18 protein-coding genes are annotated in these 18,425 nt (G+C 43.2%); 13 read left to right on the top strand and 5 right to left on the bottom strand.

Going from position 1 to position 18,425, the window contains the following annotated elements:
• Both C4S60_RS11205 and C4S60_RS11200 read right to left on the bottom strand, forming a co-directional pair.
• The gene (locus C4S60_RS11205) at positions 1 to 2,019 is read right to left on the bottom strand and encodes an alpha-amylase family glycosyl hydrolase (RefSeq protein ID WP_103880434.1); all 2,019 of its coding nucleotides are present in this window, start codon (positions 2,017 to 2,019) and stop codon (positions 1 to 3) included.
• 199 nt (positions 2,020 to 2,218) lie between these two features.
• A complete protein-coding gene (locus tag C4S60_RS11200; RefSeq protein ID WP_103880433.1) occupies positions 2,219 to 2,992 on the bottom strand; it encodes a helix-turn-helix domain-containing protein in 774 nt (257 codons plus the stop codon).
• Between the two features lie 442 nt (positions 2,993 to 3,434).
• Between C4S60_RS11200 and C4S60_RS11195 the strand changes: the two genes are divergently transcribed.
• From C4S60_RS11195 to C4S60_RS11130, 13 genes are all read left to right on the top strand, one after another.
• The gene (locus tag C4S60_RS11195; protein WP_103880432.1) at positions 3,435 to 3,623 is read left to right on the top strand and encodes a Flp family type IVb pilin; all 189 of its coding nucleotides are present in this window, start codon (positions 3,435 to 3,437) and stop codon (positions 3,621 to 3,623) included.
• Positions 3,624 to 3,699: 76 nt separating this feature from the next.
• Positions 3,700 to 4,197, top strand: coding sequence for a prepilin peptidase (locus C4S60_RS11190; RefSeq protein WP_103880431.1), 498 nt, complete (start codon positions 3,700 to 3,702; stop codon positions 4,195 to 4,197).
• An 18-nt stretch (positions 4,198 to 4,215) separates the two neighbouring features.
• Positions 4,216 to 5,562 (top strand): AAA family ATPase, encoded by a 1,347-nt coding sequence (locus C4S60_RS11185; RefSeq protein ID WP_103880430.1) that lies wholly within the window; start codon positions 4,216 to 4,218, stop codon positions 5,560 to 5,562.
• Between the two features lie 4 nt (positions 5,563 to 5,566).
• Positions 5,567 to 6,322: a Flp pilus assembly protein CpaB gene (gene cpaB, locus C4S60_RS11180; protein WP_103880474.1), complete on the top strand. Its 756-nt coding sequence runs from the start codon at positions 5,567 to 5,569 to the stop codon at positions 6,320 to 6,322.
• 15 nt (positions 6,323 to 6,337) lie between these two features.
• The gene (locus tag C4S60_RS11175) at positions 6,338 to 7,798 is read left to right on the top strand and encodes a type II and III secretion system protein family protein (protein WP_103880473.1); all 1,461 of its coding nucleotides are present in this window, start codon (positions 6,338 to 6,340) and stop codon (positions 7,796 to 7,798) included.
• A gap of 360 nt (positions 7,799 to 8,158) precedes the next feature.
• Positions 8,159 to 9,346, top strand: coding sequence for a pilus assembly protein TadG-related protein (locus C4S60_RS11165; RefSeq protein WP_244183087.1), 1,188 nt, complete (start codon positions 8,159 to 8,161; stop codon positions 9,344 to 9,346).
• Position 9,347: 1 nt separating this feature from the next.
• Positions 9,348 to 9,788 (top strand): TadE/TadG family type IV pilus assembly protein, encoded by a 441-nt coding sequence (locus C4S60_RS11160; RefSeq protein ID WP_103880428.1) that lies wholly within the window; start codon positions 9,348 to 9,350, stop codon positions 9,786 to 9,788.
• Positions 9,785 to 10,321 carry a TadE/TadG family type IV pilus assembly protein gene (locus C4S60_RS11155; RefSeq protein WP_103880427.1) on the top strand — a complete coding sequence of 179 codons (537 nt, stop codon included), beginning with the start codon at positions 9,785 to 9,787 and terminating at the stop codon, positions 10,319 to 10,321. The genes C4S60_RS11160 and C4S60_RS11155 overlap by 4 nt, the downstream gene beginning before the upstream one ends.
• An 11-nt stretch (positions 10,322 to 10,332) precedes the next feature.
• Positions 10,333 to 11,553: a CpaE/TadZ family protein gene (locus C4S60_RS11150; protein WP_103880426.1), complete on the top strand. Its 1,221-nt coding sequence runs from the start codon at positions 10,333 to 10,335 to the stop codon at positions 11,551 to 11,553.
• A gap of 23 nt (positions 11,554 to 11,576) precedes the next feature.
• The gene (locus C4S60_RS11145; protein ID WP_103880425.1) at positions 11,577 to 13,040 is read left to right on the top strand and encodes a TadA family conjugal transfer-associated ATPase; all 1,464 of its coding nucleotides are present in this window, start codon (positions 11,577 to 11,579) and stop codon (positions 13,038 to 13,040) included.
• A 20-nt stretch (positions 13,041 to 13,060) separates the two neighbouring features.
• Complete coding sequence (locus tag C4S60_RS11140; RefSeq protein WP_103880424.1) at positions 13,061 to 14,029, top strand: type II secretion system F family protein; 969 nt, start codon at positions 13,061 to 13,063, stop codon at positions 14,027 to 14,029.
• 1 nt (position 14,030) lies between these two features.
• Positions 14,031 to 14,963: a type II secretion system F family protein gene (locus C4S60_RS11135; RefSeq protein WP_103880423.1), complete on the top strand. Its 933-nt coding sequence runs from the start codon at positions 14,031 to 14,033 to the stop codon at positions 14,961 to 14,963.
• Positions 14,964 to 14,973: 10 nt separating this feature from the next.
• Positions 14,974 to 15,987: a tetratricopeptide repeat protein gene (locus C4S60_RS11130; protein ID WP_103880422.1), complete on the top strand. Its 1,014-nt coding sequence runs from the start codon at positions 14,974 to 14,976 to the stop codon at positions 15,985 to 15,987.
• A gap of 64 nt (positions 15,988 to 16,051) precedes the next feature.
• Here C4S60_RS11130 and C4S60_RS11125 read toward each other — a convergent pair whose 3' ends face one another.
• From C4S60_RS11125 to cobA, 3 genes are all read right to left on the bottom strand, one after another.
• Entirely contained in the window at positions 16,052 to 17,092 is a 1,041-nt protein-coding gene (locus tag C4S60_RS11125) for a DUF4382 domain-containing protein (RefSeq protein ID WP_103880421.1), read from the bottom strand.
• Between the two features lie 38 nt (positions 17,093 to 17,130).
• Positions 17,131 to 17,397 (bottom strand): CG2 omega domain protein, encoded by a 267-nt coding sequence (locus C4S60_RS11120; protein WP_103880420.1) that lies wholly within the window; start codon positions 17,395 to 17,397, stop codon positions 17,131 to 17,133.
• 211 nt (positions 17,398 to 17,608) lie between these two features.
• On the bottom strand, positions 17,609 to 18,361 hold the full coding sequence (cobA, locus tag C4S60_RS11115) for a uroporphyrinogen-III C-methyltransferase (protein ID WP_103880419.1): 753 nt from the start codon (positions 18,359 to 18,361) through the stop codon (positions 17,609 to 17,611).
• Between the last annotated feature and the right edge of the window lie 64 nt (positions 18,362 to 18,425).

Here is an 18,425-nt window from a genome sequence, read left to right as displayed (position 1 = left end):
TTAATCGCCACATTTTGCAGCTAACAGGGTTAGCGGCTCTCCTGATGCATCAAACTTCAGACTCCAGACATAATTCCCAGGTTCCATGAGCGTAATGGTGGTATCTTTTCCATAGCCACCATATTCTAATGTGTTCTCTTGTCCCAGTTTTAGACTCAGACCTTCAGCAGTAAACTGAGGATCCCAGGTTGCGGAAGAATATTGCATACGGTAGCTGCCGGGACTTTCTGACGCCACCACTTGATAAACACCGTTTCCCTTGTACTCAAAGGCGCGGCTTGGTTGGTGAGTCCAACCAGAATCACTGAAATCTCCGACGACATATAGCGTTTCAGAGATAGGACCTGATTCTAATACGGTAGGGTTGTCACAGGCACTCATGAATGGATCTGAGTCCCCGGAACTTCCTTCGGCTATTACGGGCACAGGTAGCTCGCCACTTGGCTCATCGATTCGTAAGAATCGGCCCTGATAGGGAGATAGCGGAATACTGTAGTTACCTGACTCCAATGCGATTGATTGCTGATCCTGTAGATCGGTGAGGCTACCTAAAGAGGCTAGCTGGGTATCAGACAATGATATAGTGCGCGTATCTGCAGAAATGTTGACGATATAGAGAACCGATTCATCTTGATGTTGCTTTACATCAGCATAAGTCATGTTGTCGGCTACAACGTTGGTTCGGGTACCTTTAGAAAGAGCGGGGTGGTTTACACGCAGGTTCATCAACTCAGCCACATATTGTCTGAGCTCACTTTGCTTAGTGTTGAGTGTGGTATTGACACCTTCTACTTGACCGCTTGTGCGCGCAACGTGATCGTCACATTGGCCGATAATGGCGCAATCTGATTCGACGCGATCAGCAAACCCTGCCAACTCATCGCCGATTTCATCGCCATAATAAGTTGTGATGGGGCCAGTGTATGCCGCCTGAAATGAGAACGCTGCTTTATAGCGCTGCCAGTACTCATCTTCTGCCGGGGTGGTGATGTTGCCACGCTCGAGGAGATCTCCGAAACGAACCAGATCATGATTTCCTATCATTAAGTTTGGTTTAGCATGTGACGGATACAAGGCGTGTAAGTTCATTCCTTCCGCTAGCCATTCACCACCGCGTCCACCTATACCAGACTCATTAACCGCGAATGTCTCTACCAGGCGATAGCGAACCGGGAAGTCAAAAGCAGAGCACAGTGCTGGCGCAGCTTCTGAGCCATACCCTGTTTCGATGATTCGGTTTTCGCCGGCCCAGATCTCAGCCACCATGTAGCCCAGAGGATTTACTGTTTGGCCTTCGCTATTAACATACGTTACAGATTGAGATGCTTGATCGACAGCCTGCCTGATTTCGGTCCAGGCCTGTGGTGGGACTTGGTAAGCCTGGTCGAGGCGCCAACCATCAATTTTTAGTTCTTTAATCCAATACTGTGCCACTTCTTTAAAGAAGGGGAGGCTTTCTGGGTAACTTACCGGGTTATCCTCACCAACCGGTGTTAAGCCGGTTGGCGAAGGGACCACATTACTTTTATGATGACCAAAGACGCCATCGAAGAAGACGTAAAGGCCTCGCTTGTGGGCTTCCTCCACCAGCGTTTTAGCATCGTCTAAGGTGCCAAAACGCGGGTCGATACTAAAGTAGTCTGTTGCGAAATAGCCTGTGGCGTCCAGACGATCTGCCCAGTGGTCCTGATTTTCAATAGGGATAGAGTGGAAAATGGGAGTGAGCCAAATACCGTTCATCCCAAGAGATTGAATATAGTCCAGTGAGTCAATGATACCTTGAATATCGCCCATATGATGGCTGGTACCATAACCGGTTCCGTGACCAATACTTGGGTTTCCATTAACAAAGCTCTCGACCATGACCTGATAAATACGCAGGTCGTCTGCGGTATCAATATTTGACTGTTCGCAACTATAAACGAGAGGTGAATTTTGTTCCGAAGGCGCTGTCGATTCACTAGCGCAGCCCAACATTAAGGCACTGGCCACTGATATTGAAACTAACGTTTTAACCATTTTCACACGATGTCCTTATTGTAATTATTCAGTAGGGTATTCGCGATTATTGACTGAAGTTGTAGGGAATAGATCATCCCAAAATGAATGAGTAGAGGATGAGATGTTAGGGGTGAGAGATCGGCGTCACGCTTGGTGCAGAAGAAATCTGACCTACTTGAATGGAGGTGTTTACAGACGCTGGTTGAATCGCTCGTTTTTAAGAGTCTGTGTTCTTGCTTACATCTAACTCTAGAGCGCCTTTGAACTGTCTGAAGGTACTGGGACTCATGCCAGTTTTCTTTTTAAACATTCTCGAAAAATAAGATAAATCATTAAAACCAGATTGAAAGGCAATTGACGAGATCTGTTGACTTGATTTTTCTCTCAATAGTTTTTTCGCCAGTTCAATTCTTTTGTTACAAACGTAATCTCTGAAATTCTGCCCAACTTTTTTATGGAAAACCCTAGAGAAATAGGAAACAGATAGGTGGCAGTGCCTCGCAACGTCTTGCTCTCTAATTTGAGAGGTAAAGTGACTGTCAATGTAGCTAAGCATTGTATTCACGATCTCATCATTCATATTGTGTGAAAATGGCGACTGCTCTTCGTGTGGCTGCAACATATCAGTATCACGGTTAGCTGTGAGGTTTAAGGAATTCAACTTGGCGTCGATTAAAGTAAGTGACTTCATTGGATTGTGATCACATAGGCAGACGCTACCAAAAATCAGCTCCTCGTCCAAGTAGTGCTTGGGAATCGATGAATAATGAAATAGTATCAGTTTCTTATTGAGGTTCTTGCAGATACGAAGCGTCATCATTAATAGGCGTTCATCTACATTCTGATCGGCAAGAAAAAAGCAATATTCAACAGAATGTTCTGTTATTACAGAGACATCGGCCAAAGCATCCACAACTGAATAGTGAGCGACTAAAAAGTTTCTCAAAGAACTAGGAAGAAAAATACTCGACTTTCCAAGCCAATAAGCCATAGAACCCTCTCAAATTTGCGACAAGCACCCTAAACTATGTACTTAGTCTAGCCACTTGTAATTAATTTGCCACTCAATAGGCAAGAAAATGCTAAAGAAATCGATCTTTGTCTCACAAGTAATACATCCTTCAAAATTACAGGTTTAGATAACAATAGCAAGAGTTCCTATAGTAGGGCAATTGATGGATAAATAAATCACAGCGTCTTGAAATTAAGTCTCTTGGTTTAGAAGTTAACTAGAGAAGATATGCTTAATAGGCATGATAATCTAAACTAAAGTTTATTTCATATGTGATCTTTTAGTTCATTTTATAAATTAGTTGCTGTTTGTGTTGCGCAAAAAGGTGCTAAAAACAAACACAAAACTTATAACATGTTTTATTGTTTTTTGACTAATTTGAATATGCGTACATCGAGATGAAGATAAAAGGAGATTGCTCATGTCATCTATTAAAACGCTGATTGTTGATTTTATGAAAGAGGAAGAAGGTCTTTCGGTTGTTGAATATGTATTGGGCGGAGCACTAGTCGTGTCGGCACTAATTGCGACCGACCCTTGGGCTGAGCTTGGTGCAGCTGTAGAAAATGTTATCTCAGATGCTGAAAATGCCTCTTCAAGTGCGACGTAATTCAGTTCGGACTTTAGGCCACCCTAAATAATACTCTCAGGGGGCTTCGGCTCCCTTTGCTCTTTGAGGTATCCCTATGTCAGTAGCAATATGGACGTTGCTTATAATATTAGCTGTATATGATCTCCGAGAGAACAGAATTCCCAATAATATTCTGGTGCTACTTTTACTCGTCGTTTTTCTTAATTTAGTTACAGTGAATGGTGGAATTACATCTATACCATTGAGTCACGTATGGGGATTACTCACAGGTTTTAGTATCGGATTTATTCTTTATCTCATTGGTGCTATGTCTGCCGGAGACGTCAAATTGATTGCGGTTCTCAGTTTTCTGGTTGCAGTGGATAACGTAGGACAGTTGTACATCAATATTGTGTTAGTAGGTGCGATAGTAAGTAGTTTTTATGTGCTTTTAGCTGTTGCTCGCTCCAGTCAGGGATTCCACTCGTTAACAAGGAACTACATAGCTTCAAATGTCTATGGGCGCTTACAACGCTCCGCTGTGATTAAGCCTATGATTTTTCAGGTACCTTTTGCCCCATCTATTGTCCTAGCTTACTTGGTTCTAAACTAACTCGGTGGAGAGAAAACTATGAATGCTATCACTTCATCTTTAAATCGCCCACAACTCAAACCGCAGATCGAAGCGCCTGGCGTGCCGACGTCTATGGAGTCTCTAAATGTTCCAGTCGTTGTATTAGAGAACTTATTATTGAAACATTTGGCGCACGAGGTCAAAGCTGATTATTTAGAGCTGTCCCGTTTGTTAGGCTTGAGCACTCATTTGATCGAAGAGCTAATGCAGTCGCTAAGAAAGCGTTCTCTTATCGAGGTATATCAGAAAAATCATAACGACCTGCAGTTGCATCAATCTTCCAGCAAAAATCATGTTTTATTTGGGCTCTCTTCTGCGGGTATGCAGGAAGCCGAAATTGCTTTTCTTAAAGACGCTTACATTGGTCCAGCGCCAGTATCACTGGCTGATTATAGTCACATTGTTAAGCTACAAGATATTAAAAAGAACAATATTAACAGAGAACACATTGAAAACGCTCTCAGAGGTATATACGGATCCGAATATATGGTGCCCATATTGGGACCTGCACTGAACTCTGGAAGGGCACTCTTACTATATGGTCACGCAGGTACTGGGAAGAGTTTTGTCGCCGCGCAATTACTTAATGCTTTTGATACCTCTGTATATATACCTTATGCAGTCTACACTTCGGGGAATATTGTCAAAGTGTTTTCTGAACTTCATCATAAGAGAGTTGATAATAACGAAACGGCACAAACTATCCATTTCAATCAGCAATACGACAGGCGTTGGACCTTGTGCGAAAGACCAAACATACAGGTTGGTGGTGAACTGACTTTAGAAATGTTGGAAGTGAATCACTCTGAGCATAATCGAGTATGGTTGGCTCCTCTCCAGATGTTAGCAAATAACGGATTGCTTATTATTGATGATTTGGGAAGACAAGCGATTTCTGTAGATGCGCTTCTGAATAGATGGATTGTCCCTATGGAATATTCTATTGACCATTTGGTGTTACCTAGTGGTCAGCAAGCTTCGATTCCTTTTGTGTTAACACTCGCTTTTTCAACAAACTTGAACCCACTCGAAATTGGAGACCCAGCGTTTTTGAGGCGTCTTGGTTATAAGGTGGAATTTTTTCCTTTGCTTGAAAAAGACTATTTTGACCTGATAGAAAATGTATGTAGATCAAATAATATTGAGTCTTCTCCCGCAGCACTGAGATTTCTACTATCCTTACACGAAAGCCATGGTGTGCCATTTTACCCATGTATACCAAAAGACGTTGTAGGGATATGTCGTGACATCATTAGCTTTGAAGAAAGGGAAAGCGTAATAACCAACACGGTGTTAGAGGCTGCATGGCGCCTCTACTTTACTTCCGATGGAATGGGAGGTTGATATCATGAGTCGTTCACAAGTCTTTTTACTTTTATTGTTCTCCGTGGCTTTAGGGCTGGCGGCAGTATTCTTTGCAAAAAAATGGATGGATCAGCAAGTTCAACCGGAAGTGGTGCAGGAGGTAGTGGAACGTGTACCGGTAGTGGTGGTTGAGCAGCAAATATTAATTGGAACAGTTATAGAGCCAAAACACTTGTCAGTCAGGCTACTCGAAACGGACTGGAAAAATGATAATGATCACTTTGCAAGTGTTGACGAACTAATTGGCAAAGTTGCCAAAGCAACTTTGTTCAAAGGCGAAATTGTACACAGGTCTCGCACTGCTTTACCTGGAGAAGGTTCTACACTTGCAGCCGTAATAGGTGAAAATAAAAGAGCGGTCACAATTCGAGTTAATGATGTTATTGGTGTCGCAGGATTTCTATTACCTGGAAATAAGGTGGATATTATCCACACCAAAAAGGTTTCCAAAACTCGGTCGTCATCAAAAACGGTGTTAAGGAATATAAAAGTGCTTGCCGTTGACCAGACCGCTCGTACCAATGACAACAAGCCAGTAATTGTTAGAGCTGTTACCCTTGAGGTTACACCTAAAGAAGCCGAAAAATTGATGACAGCGCAAAGCGAAGGAGAGGTTCAACTGGCGTTGAGAAATCCGCAGCAAAAAGATATGCCTGTCGCAAAAACAAGATACGTAGCTCCACCTAGCGTAACTATTATTAAAGGAACACAGTCTTCAAATATTCGAGTTAGAGATTAAGGAATCAGTATGAATATGAAAAGGATTTTTCTATTTTTGGTGCTGTTTACTTGTTTTGGCTCTTTTGCTGCGACTCAAAGTGGCAAGGTAGTTAAAGTTCCTCACCACAAGTCACAAAACGTCATTCTAGCGGGAAAAGCTAAACGTGTTTCTCTCGGTGACCCAGAAGTACTAGATATTGTAATGCTTCGCTCAAATGAAGTGTTCTTAATTGGTAAGAAGCTAGGGTCGACAAATATGATGGCCTGGGACAGCCGAGGAAGGTTAATCGAGTCCGTCAATATCGAAGTCACTCATGACCTTAATGGTGTCAAGTCAAAACTCTATGAGTTTTTACCAAATGAAACAATTGAAGTTCATAGTTCTCAGGATAAATTGATATTAAGTGGTCAAGTTAGTAACCAGTCAGCGATGAATATGGCTGTTAAGGTGGCTGAGACTTTTACTGCTGGACAAACAGTGGACGATGAAACTGAGTCTGCAGATAAAGTCATCGATAATACTGGTGTGATTAATTTGATGACAATAGGTGGAGCTCAGCAAGTGATGTTAGAGGTGACGGTCGCTGAGGTTCAAAGAAGTTTAGTTCGACGCTTTGATTCAGATTTTCATTTCTTCAATCAGAACGGGAATTTTGGCTGGGGGGCAACCAGTGGTGGCGCAACCATCGATGATATCGGAGGAGGAATTGGGCCAATATTTGGTACACCCGCCATCGATGAGACCGGGTTACTTGCCACGTTTTTAGATGGTAATACTTTGTTTACGCTCGCCCTTGATATAGCAAAGGAAAATGGTGTTGCCAAAGTACTGGCAGAGCCGAATCTTACAGCCCTAAGTGGCTCGAAGGCTGAGTTTTTGGCCGGGGGCGAATTTCCGATTCCGGTACCAGACCGTGATGGCATAACCATTGCGTATAAAGAATACGGTGTTGGGTTAAAATTTGTTCCAACGATATTGTCTGATCAGAAAATTAACCTGGTGCTTTCTGTAGATGTGAGTGAGATAGCGAACTCGGGTTCATTAACTCTCGATCCAATAGAAACGAATGCGACCTATGTTATTCCTCCGATTACTAAACGAACGGCGGCGTCAACACTAGAACTGGCAGATGGGCAGACAATTGGTATTGCAGGTTTGCTTAGTGAAAATGTTCGTGATGTGTCAAGCAAAATGCCGGGAGTGGGTGACATTCCTGTTTTGGGTCAACTTTTCAATAGTCAGGAATTCATTTCGGGAGAGACAGAACTGGTTATTCTGGTAACTCCAAGACTCGCTCGGCCAGTTGATAGGGATACGATTCTGTTGCCGACGGACGCGTTTGTTAAACCAAATGATTTGGAATACTACCTATTGGGTCAAAACTCTTACATTGCTGAAATGGATGACACGAGCAAAGCCTATACGCAGTCTAAACAAAACGATGTACCAGTAACCTCTGGAGGCTCAGAGGGTACATTTGGGCATGAACTGTGAGGGATAAGTCATGATTAAATGTCTAATAATAGTACCAGTATCGATTCTCCTCGTTGCAGGCTGCGCCAATAACGAGCCTTTGGGGACTTCAGTTGCTAAGCTGCGTTACGAACAAACCTACGATCATAATGCTACGTTAAACAATAGAGACGTAATACCCAACGGGACTGGAAGTCGTTTGCAGGTTTCTTATGATGCTTATACTGGCCAGTCTGCATATGACGGTAGAGCAGAAACTTTGATGGGCAGGGAACTGGCAACTTCGCGTACCAGTGGCTCTAGTTCGAGAAAATAGCATGAAGTAGCCATTTCTAGCTAGGGAGGTGAATGATGAAAGTGAACGAATATAAGAGGGTACTCTTGGTCCGGAAGCAAGGTGGTATAACGACCATTCTGATTACTTTGCTTTTACTTGTCTTCTTGTTCTTTACCGCTTTGGCTGTTGATGTAAATCATGCATTAGTTAATAAGTCGAGGCTTCAAAACGGTGTAGATGCCGCTGCTCTTGCCGCGGCAGTTAAAGTTAGCGGTGGTGAAAGCGATGCGGTGGCAGAAGCAACGGCGCTTTCAACTCTGACCTCTATGTTCACCGCTGATGGTAATTCGGAGATTTCCTTACCAGCGGAGTCCATCAGCATAACATTCTCCAATGATCCTCAAAACTTTTCTGGTACTTATGATTCCTCTGCTGACACCTATGTCCGTGTAGCGCTAACGGATGTGCCCCTCACATCCTATTTCCTTCACTATTTTGATATTGATAAGGAAAGTGGAGCGAGTGCTGTTGCCGGTCCAAGTTCTACTTTGGTTTACGCGTGTAACATAGTCCCTATCGCAGTTTGTGCGGACACTGTGAGCGGCCCAAATGACTTTCTTGGTTTTGAGTATGAAACGATACATGAGTTGAAAGTTGCAGACCAGAATTCGTCGGAGATGGGACCGGGTAACTACCAGCTTCTAGACTTTGGTTCAGGTGCGGCTACGGTGCGTACAGCGCTTGCTGGCGGGTATGAAGGTTGTGTGGATATATCCAATAATGTAGATACCAAACCTGGTAATACCGTAGGTCCTGTAGGGCAAGGTTTGAATACTCGATTTGGTGTTTACGCGGGAGGAGGAGTTAGTGCAGCCGACTATCCTCCAGATATTTATGTTGAAGAACCTGGCAGTCTTGCTTCTACGGATGCGGATGGGAATGTCGTGTACAACGATACATGGATGTATGCGGACTACCTTACAGAATCCGCCAGTTGTGATGGCAGCGCAAGTGGCAACTGTACAGCTGGAGAAGCAGGACGTCGTATTCTGCCTATTCCTATGGTTGATTGTACAGGAGCAGGCGGTGGTGCTACATCGCTTCCAGTTACTGCAGTCGGGTGCTTTTTCCTCATTCAGAAAGCACCCGCAAATAACGGTGCGCAAGATGGTGTTTATGGAGAGTTTATCGAGGACTGTACAGTAAAAAATGGTTCAACAGGTATGACTCCAAACGCCGAAGGCATATATAAAATTCAGCTTTATAGAGACCCATTAAGTGGGGAGTCTTGATATGAGTTCATCATTAACGAAACACCGAGGTCTTGCTGCCATAGAGTTTGTTCTGATATCACCTTTGATTATCGTGTTTATTGCAATTTGTGCGGATATCGGAAACTTGTTAGTTGAGTATCAGAGTTTAAATAAAGCGGTGCGCAATGGTGCACGTTTTGCGGTAACTGAGATTTATGGAACAGCAACAGCAGTTGACATAGCCCCTATTTCTGAGATTCAAAACGTCGTGGTATACGGAACTAGCAGTGGCGGTACAGAACCAATTCTTGAGGGGTTAACGCCAGAGGCGGTGACGGTGACAGCTCCTACCTCAATAGACACAACTTTGGTGGTAACTGCGGTCTATACTTATTCACCTACTTTTTTGACCATTCCATTCCTTGATATTCCGATGACCATAGATTTCACAGCGTCAGCGGTAATGGAGACTGGCATATGAGAACAACAGCAAAACGTCAGAAAGGGATTACCATCATTGAATTCACCTTAATAGCTCTGGGCCTTTTTGTATTGATGTTTCTGGCATTTGAGATAGGAAGGTACATGTTTTCAATGCAAATGCTCAATGAAATGACAAGAAAGTCTGCGCGACTGGCAGTGGTGTGTTCAATATTAGATCAACAAGACATAGCAAGTCTTCCTGAGGTTGTCGAAAACAGGCCTTTAGGTTTTGACACAGAGGATCTAGTGATCTCCTATTTAGACAGAACAGGCAGTGTCGTGGAGACTACAGGATTTGGATCGATGTCGATAGACGAGCAAAACTTTGTGCTTTCACAAGTGCGATTCGTTAAATCAGAAGTGATGTCAGGAGAGACTGGGTATCGATTTCGGTTCTTTCCATTATTAGCGTTTGTTGGTGATGGTGGTGCGGTGAGCGTTCCTCCATTTACTACCACATTACCAGTAGAGAGTTTGGGTATTGTCAGGCCGAATACAGGTTCACTCAACGGCACAATAGAAGATTGTTAAGGAATTAAGTGATGGTGGAACCAGTACCAATTAAAAAGCAGCGTCATGAAAGCCTGTCTTACACGCTGAGAACCAATCTGAACATTTGGATTTTTTACGCGACTGAAGCATTTAGAACTCATATTAATCAGGAACTTGAGCATTGTAAGAATGTAGCGTTTGAGGTTGTCCCTCTAAAACTGATAAGCAGAGATCACTTGCGTACATTGACTGCCCCAGATGTTATCCTGGTAGAAGGCAAAGATGGTTGGGCAAGCAAAGTTTCAGAACTCAGTCAGTACGATTTGCCTTTTGAAGATTTAGAAGCTTCATTGATTGTTTTTGGAGACGAAAGTCATACCGCTTCGCTGAAGTTAGCGCTACGAGTTGGGGCTTCTGACTTTTTATCTGAGCATTCTTCAATAGAAGAAATGATGCCTTTGTTTCGATCTATTGCCGAGCAAAAAGTCGTTAGTCGTTCGATGGGGGAGTTGTTGGTCTTCATTAATACTAAAGGAGGTAATGGAGCCACAACAACAGCCTTAAACATGGCGATTCAGTTGGCTGACCGTTTCCCGAACGAAGTACTACTGATTGATATTGATACCCAGTTTGGTTTAGTCGAAGAATATTTGGATCTGAGACCTAAATATACAATGTTGGATGCGCTTGATAAGTTAGATGAGCTCGATGAATCTTCGGTGAGTAGCATGGTGTCGAGGTATGAAGGCAAGCTGCACACCATAGGTTTTGGTAGAGGACAAGGTGCGCTTGCGTTTGATAAGTCGAAGGAAATTCAGCGGATTTTACCTTTGCTAAGACAATTCTACAAATACGTCATTATTGATTATTCACGAGGAATTGAACCTGCATTTTCACAGCTTATTTCGCCAGCGGAACGAGTATTCTTGGTGCTTCAACAAAACTACATGTCGCTGAAAAATGCGAGCCGGATGGTTAATACATTAAGGCTTGAGTATGGGCTTCCTCAAGACTCTCTGGAGTTGGTTATCAATCGTTTTGATAAGAAGCAGTCAATTTCACTTAAAGACATTGATAATACTTTACCTAATATGGTGACACATTTGATACCCAATGACTACAAAGGGGCAAGCGAGAGTGCAAATCTTGGGAAACCGATTGTAATTTTCAAGAAAAAGAGTGCTATCAGCAAGGCAATTAATAAGCTGACTCAGTCTCTATTACCTGAAGATGGCAAACAGAGAGGGTGGTTCTCCAAACTATTTAGCTAACTCTCATACCAAGGAAGGTCGGTATGTTTTTTAAACGAAAAAATATAAATCCAGATTTTGAACAGAAAGCAGGGTCAAATAGAGAACCTGAGGGCGTCGAAGACCTGATTCAACAAAAAGTTGGAGACGAGTCTTTTGAAGGCACTGATGATGACTTTGTTGCCCATGAACAGCAAATAGCGAAAGACAAGGCTATTGATGAAGAAAGAAAGCAGTTAGAAAGGGATTTAGAAGTTAAGCATTATTTTCATAAAAAGCTGCTAGAGACGTTAGATCTTGGTCTCTTGTCCAGTCTAGATGAAGATGTTGCTAGAAAAGAACTTCACCATGCTGTTCAAACACTGATGGCTGATGACAATGAGCACCCTTTAAGTCATGAAGGGCGCAAGAGAGTGTTGGCACAAATTGAGGACGAAGTCTTCGGCCTGGGGCCATTAGAACCGCTACTTAAAGATTCAAGTGTCTCAGATATCTTAGTAAATGGTGCAAAAAACGTTTATGTCGAGCGAAGAGGGAAGCTTGACAGAACGCCGTACACCTTTCTCGATGATAGGCATCTACGCAATATTATAGATCGTATTGTTAGCCTAGTTGGGCGTCGTATCGACGAAGCTTCTCCAATGGTGGACGCACGTTTGAAAGATGGTTCGCGTGTAAATGCGATTATCCCGCCTTTGGCTATTGATGGTCCCTCAGTTTCTATACGACGTTTCGCGGTTGACCGTTTGACCATGGATAATTTGCTTGAGCTGAACTCTCTTTCCCCCCAAATGGCAAAATTCATTAACGGTGCCGTGAAGGGAGAGCTAAATATATTAATTTCAGGTGGTACTGGTTCTGGTAAGACAACTACCTTGAATATATTTTCAGGTTTTATCCCAGCGGATCAGAGAATCATAACGATAGAAGACTCGGCTGAACTTCAGTTACAACAACCCCACGTCATTCGTTTAGAAACCCGTCCGGCTAACCTTGAGGGCAAGGGGGAGATTACCCAGCGAGAATTAGTTAAAAACTCACTACGTATGAGACCCGACCGAATCGTGGTCGGTGAGGTTAGGGGAAGTGAGGCTGTCGATATGCTGTCTGCGATGAATACAGGTCACGATGGTTCCTTAGCGACTATACACGCTAATACACCCAGAGACGCGCTTAGTCGTGTGGAAAACATGTTTGCTATGGCTGGGTGGAATATATCCGCCAAAAATTTACGTTCACAAATAGCATCGGCGATTCACTTGGTTGTACAAATGGAACGTCAGGAAGATGGTAAGCGTCGTATGGTTAGTATCCAAGAGATCAATGGTATGGAGGGCGAAGTGATTACCATGTCTGAGATCTTTAAGTTTGAAAGGGATGGAATTGACAAACAAGGCAACGTAATTGGTCGCTATTGTGCAACAGGTATTGTACCACAATGCCATGCTTCTCTTGTTAAGCGGGGTATTGATATGCCGTTTGAGTTATTTAACGAAGTGAATGAGTAAATTAGATAAGTGAGGCTAATATGACATTTGATACCACAATGTTCCTCATACTCTTGTTTGTGTCTGTTGTTATGATCTCTCAGGCACTAATCCTTCCTGCGGCGGGTCAGAAAGCAAAACACAAAGAGCTGACGAAAAGACTTCAAGAGACAAGAAGTGAACTCGACTCCGAAAGTATCAACTTACTGAAAGAACACTACAATAAGTCTTTGTCTCCATTTGATAGGAAGCTTATTGAAATCCCATATTTCTCAAGTCTGAAAAAAATGACAGAGCTAGCTGGCATAAAAATGAGCCTAGGCGACATCATTTTAAGAACAGCAATGGTTTGTAGTATTGTGGTGTTGGCTTTTTTAGTGCTGCGTTACCCGTGGTATTTTGGGGTACTTATCTGTTTATTCATCATAGCCGCCGTGTATTTGTTTATTAACTGGAAAATCAGTCACAGGCTTATGAAGTTTGAGGAACAATTACCGGAAGCCTTAGATATCATGAGGAGAATGCTTCAGACCGGGCAACCACTGGTTCAGACTTTTAAGGAAGTTGGGGACGAGCTGCCTTCTCCAGCAGGTGAAGAGTTCAAAAACACCTTTAATCTTTTAAACTTTGGTTATGATATGAGAATAGCCATCCTGAATATGGCTGACAGAGTACCGACAATATCCATGCTTGCTTTTTCCTCAGCGGTATTATTACAAAAGGATACTGGTGGTAACCTGGCTGAAAATTTACAGAAGGTTTCTGAGGTTCTAAGAGCTCGTTTTAAGTTAACGCGAAAAATCAAAACACTTTCTGCAGAGAGTAGGATGTCAGCATGGATCTTGGTACTGACCCCGTTTGCTCTTTTTGCTCTATTGTCAACGTTAAATCCCGGTTTTATGGAGCCGTTATATACAGATCCTAGGGGAATGAAGATTATCGCTTTTGGAATGTTTAGCCTAATGTTAGGTGCCTTCTGGATACGGAAAATTATCAATATCGAGGTTTAGTATGGATACTGTACTTTTACAACTTCAGAGCTTTGACATATCTCGAGACTTATTGATTCTTGCTGGGTTATTGATTGCAGTATCTATGTCGGTTTTTATTCTAGGTTATCTTGCCGTAGGCATGAAATCTGATATTAACCGAAGAGTTGGAGAACTGAGCAGTCTGGATAAAAGCCCTCAAAGTAGTAAATTCAAAGATACGCTTGAATCACTATCACCTTTGTACGTCCCTGGTGATGAAAAGGAAAGAGAGAGTATTCGACATCAACTAATGCATGCGGGATACCATAACAAAAGCGCTGTCGCTAACTTCTACACATTAAAGCTGTTGTCCTTTGCTTTGGGTTTGATTGTTGCTGGTGTTTTATATCTTACTCTAACAGGTTACTCGCAACTACATACTCTTATGCTTGCTTCTGCATTTGTTGGATTATTTTTACCAAACTTTATTCTCCGGAAAATGGTGAAAACCAGACAAAGTAGAATACGTGGAGGCGTTCCTGACGCGCTAGATCTTTTGGTGGTTTGTACTGAGTCTGGTTTGGGTTTCATGGCTGCGCTAAAACGAGTGGCCAGTGAAACGTACATTTCTCACCCAGAACTAGCGGATGAGCTGGAAACTATATGTATAAAGGTAAAGGCTGGGGTCGAACTTCCTCAGGCTTTCTCCGAGATGGTGGTTAGGACAGGTTTAGAGGAACTGAATGGGTTGGTTAGTATGCTGTCTCACGCGTCGCGAATTGGTGGTAGTCTTGCGGCAACGTTAAGGGACTACAATGAAGATTATCGCGATAAGCGCAATCAGGCAGCAGAAGAAATAGCGGCCAAAATACCCACCAAGATGATGTTTCCAATGATATTGTTTATTTGGCCTTGCTTCTTTATTGTCGCCCTTGGGCCTGCGATTTTGACTATTATGAAAGCATTTGAATAAGGGGTGTAATATGAAAGGATTCAGAATTTTTACATTAGTGCTTTGCTTTATTGGTATTCAGGCGTGTTCCAGTTCGAATAATCAACCGCAGTACGATACCTCACTGTATTCGGGGCGTCCCATTGATACCCTCACTCAAGACCCTCCTCCAGTATCAGAGGTAGAAGCGTTACAAAGAGGTGATGCCGCATTAGCAGCAAAGAATATTGACTTGGCTCTCTATGAGTATATTCGTTCGCTCTCTTTTGAGCCGACAGTTTATGCTGATAAAACATTTTACACTATTGGTCAAATTCACTTGTCTAGAGGTAACAATGAACTCGCGGAGAGTGCTTTCTTAAAGTCAGTGGATGAAAACCCTAATAACCCTATGGCGTTGCAGCAGCTTGGAAATTTATACACACAACTAGGACGAGTGGATGAAGGGCAAACTTATTTTTTGCGTTCAGTGAACGCAGATCAAGTACGCATGGGTTCACAAGCAACGATCGATTTCAATGACATGAGTATTGATAGTGTTCAGGAACTTAAAGTCGATTCAGATTCTCCGGCAATCGCATACATGGGATTAGGCATACTTGCTGATATAGACCATAACTATGAGACCGCAAGACTATTTTATGATAAGTCTTATACTGCTGAACCAAGGTCTACAAAAGTTTTGATCAATCAGGGGTACTCGTATTACATGTCTGGTGACTATATCAATGCTTCAAATTATACTCAGAAAGCGCTTAAACGAGAGCCTAACAATGAAAGGGCGCAAAATAATATGGCTTTAATCTATCTTGCTCAAGGAAAAGAGAACAAAGCGCTTAACATGTTTGACAGACATTTGGAGAAGCCTGAAGCGTTGAATAATGTCGGTTATTTTTTAATGTTACAGGGAATGCCTGAAAAAGCGATACCATACTTCCAGCAGGCCATAGACGCCAAAGCTTCTTATTATAAACTGGCTAATGATAACCTGGAAAGGGCTTTGGCAGAGGTACGCGCTAAAGAGGTCATCGTCTCTAGTAATTAGTCTTACTCGCGACGATACAAGCGGCACAAGAAAGGAATCTTGGCCGCTTTTTTCATAGGGTTAGTTAAAACGCAACCTGACTATTCTGACCTACATCAACAGTCACGCCTTCAACCTTATAAACACTAAACCCATCAGCTACAGGATTAGAGCCTTCTTCGCCGTCGTCGTGTTGTGCGGTACAGGTGTAGCCCAGATTATAACTTCCAGGTTCCAAGAAGCCGAACGAGAACTCGTAGCCAGTCTGCTCTTGGTTCATATTTACCGCCGCTGATGTCAGAGGTTTGACGTCATCAGGGCCACCAATCGGTGCCATGTTTTCTTGAGCAACGCTGCCATCATATAGATAAACAGCCTGGACATAGGTCTCCTTACCATCCACCTGAGTAGTTGATGCATCGAAACAGCTATCAAAGGTCGTAGTTGCAACCGTACCTTCAATGTTGCCGGTGGTCACTGTGTTGATAATGCTCACGGACGTTCTCTGGATGACATAGTCTCCTGCCGCTTGCGGGTCGTCTCTTAGACCACGTCTTAGGTCGAACTCCACAACAAAATCATTGTTGTCTGCATTGACGGCGAAGGCATTGTTAAAGTAGAGAACACCTGCAAAGTCCTCTTTGCCTACGCCTTGCGGACAGGCACCGTCCCCCTTCACGGTTAGTCCCGGATGAGCGGAAATGTCAGTTTCATTCTCATCTTCAACGACGTAAGAGCGATATGAAGGATGATCTCCGTCATTAGCAAATACGCATAGCTTATAATCGCCTACAGGCACGACTTCGTCTTTGATCAGAGGTAGAGAAAGGCTTCCTTGAACACTTAGTAGGTTAATACTTAGTGGAATGCGCTCACCATTATTGTCCAAGATTGGTTCGCCGTTCTCATCGGTTTCATAAACGTCGTACACGATAGGAGAGTTACCATTTTGAGGTAGAAGGGCCACCTTACCAAAGGTCACCACAACTTCTTTGGCACCATCAACTGGCGCGTCAGACACACTCAGAGTAAGTGGAGTTGTTGATACTGAATCAGAATCGCCACCACAACCCACTAACGCTAGTGAAGTGAGTGCTGCAAGAGTGGTCAATTTTGCATATTTCATTGGTAATATCCTCTTAAATAAATGCTCGAAAGAGCGTTTTATTCATCGTCCTTTTTGCCTTTCTTGCTCTTGTCGTGTCCTTTCCCGGGGTTGTTATCGCCATGCACGCTCCGGTTTTCACCGTTGCCCTTATCTTTGCCTTTATCGCTGGATTCACAATCTTCGGAACGTAGCGTCATTTTGTCGCCTTCTATCTGACGACAGTCTTCGCTGATCTCCATGCGGTCGCTTTTAATCGTCAGATCAGCGTAAGCTGTGGAAAGTGGTAATAAACAACAAATGGGTACTAGAACGAGTTTTCTCATAACGAACCTGCCTTTTTGAAGCACACGAAAGTCGTGTATAGGTTAGTTAAGTTTAGTCAGGATATGTCAGAGCTATTTAATAAAGCGAGGGAAATATATTGGCCGTTAGCAGAAGTGAGACACTTAGCCAAAAGGCTCGCCAGACCTTATGAATAAAGATTTATAACACAGTCAGCATATGAGCTGGCTGTGTTAAGCAGTGATATGAGGATTAAAACCAGCTAAGTTTGTGGTGCAGTTGGGTTACGCTGCCCACAACGATCAACGCTGGACTTTCCGCTTCGCGAGCCATTTGTGGCAAGGTATTAAGGGGCCCCTGAAAAACTCGTTGTTCTTTGCGAGTTCCGTTTTCAATCACGGCACATGGTGTATCTTCACTCAGACCATGTGTGATGAGTTTATCGGTAATGCGACCGCTTTGTTTCAAACCCATATAGAACACAAGTGTGTTGTTGGATTGAGCAAGCGAGCCCCATTCGATTTCACGGCCGTCTTTTTGCACATGCCCTGTAATAAACTGAACGCTTTGTGCATGATCACGGTGGGTGAGGGGAATACCCGCATAAGCCGTTGCCCCCGCCGCCGCGGTAATGCCCGGAACAACTTCAAAGTTGATGCCGTTCTCAGCCAAAGTTTCCAGTTCTTCACCGCCACGACCAAAGATAAACGAATCCCCACCTTTAAGGCGAACCACCTTGTGACCTTCTTTGGCCTTTTCTACTAAAATTTGGTTGATTTGCTCTTGTGGAACGCAGTGATAGTCGAGCTTCTTACCCACGTAGATCATCTCCGCGTCGGGTTTTGCCAGCGAAAGGATATCTCTGGATACCAGTCTGTCGAAAACGACTACATCAGCAGACTGAATCACGCGATATCCTTTCACTGTCAAAAGATCAGGGTCTCCCGGCCCCGCACCGACTAATGATACAAAGCCGGCATTTAAAGATGTGTGATTGGTGGTCATAAGCTACGCCTATCAAATCATAATTTGGGTATAAAGAGTAACACTCGACAGTACTACTTTTTAT

Origin of the sequence: Vibrio hangzhouensis, from assembly GCF_900107935.1 — a bacterium.
GTDB classification, from domain to species: Bacteria; Pseudomonadota; Gammaproteobacteria; order Enterobacterales; family Vibrionaceae; genus Vibrio; species Vibrio hangzhouensis.
Note: the sequence above shows the minus strand (reverse complement) of the source record. Positions and strands in the feature narration are given on the sequence as shown.

Bases quoted from the DNA above. Each gene is read 5' to 3' on its own strand.
- C4S60_RS11205 (WP_103880434.1), bottom strand. From the start codon at position 2,019: ATGGTTAAAACGTTAGTTTCAATATCAGTGGCCAGTGCCTTAATGTTG.
- C4S60_RS11200 (WP_103880433.1), bottom strand. From the start codon at position 2,992: ATGGCTTATTGGCTTGGAAAGTCGAGTATTTTTCTTCCTAGTTCTTTG.
- C4S60_RS11195 (WP_103880432.1), top strand. From the start codon at position 3,435: ATGTCATCTATTAAAACGCTGATTGTTGATTTTATGAAAGAGGAAGAA.
- C4S60_RS11190 (WP_103880431.1), top strand. From the start codon at position 3,700: ATGTCAGTAGCAATATGGACGTTGCTTATAATATTAGCTGTATATGAT.
- C4S60_RS11185 (WP_103880430.1), top strand. From the start codon at position 4,216: ATGAATGCTATCACTTCATCTTTAAATCGCCCACAACTCAAACCGCAG.
- cpaB (WP_103880474.1), top strand. From the start codon at position 5,567: ATGAGTCGTTCACAAGTCTTTTTACTTTTATTGTTCTCCGTGGCTTTA.
- C4S60_RS11175 (WP_103880473.1), top strand. From the start codon at position 6,338: ATGAAAAGGATTTTTCTATTTTTGGTGCTGTTTACTTGTTTTGGCTCT.
- C4S60_RS11160 (WP_103880428.1), top strand. From the start codon at position 9,348: ATGAGTTCATCATTAACGAAACACCGAGGTCTTGCTGCCATAGAGTTT.
- C4S60_RS11155 (WP_103880427.1), top strand. From the start codon at position 9,785: ATGAGAACAACAGCAAAACGTCAGAAAGGGATTACCATCATTGAATTC.
- C4S60_RS11150 (WP_103880426.1), top strand. From the start codon at position 10,333: ATGGTGGAACCAGTACCAATTAAAAAGCAGCGTCATGAAAGCCTGTCT.
- C4S60_RS11145 (WP_103880425.1), top strand. From the start codon at position 11,577: ATGTTTTTTAAACGAAAAAATATAAATCCAGATTTTGAACAGAAAGCA.
- C4S60_RS11140 (WP_103880424.1), top strand. From the start codon at position 13,061: ATGACATTTGATACCACAATGTTCCTCATACTCTTGTTTGTGTCTGTT.
- C4S60_RS11135 (WP_103880423.1), top strand. From the start codon at position 14,031: ATGGATACTGTACTTTTACAACTTCAGAGCTTTGACATATCTCGAGAC.
- C4S60_RS11130 (WP_103880422.1), top strand. From the start codon at position 14,974: ATGAAAGGATTCAGAATTTTTACATTAGTGCTTTGCTTTATTGGTATT.
- C4S60_RS11125 (WP_103880421.1), bottom strand. From the start codon at position 17,092: ATGAAATATGCAAAATTGACCACTCTTGCAGCACTCACTTCACTAGCG.
- C4S60_RS11120 (WP_103880420.1), bottom strand. From the start codon at position 17,397: ATGAGAAAACTCGTTCTAGTACCCATTTGTTGTTTATTACCACTTTCC.
- cobA (WP_103880419.1), bottom strand. From the start codon at position 18,361: ATGACCACCAATCACACATCTTTAAATGCCGGCTTTGTATCATTAGTC.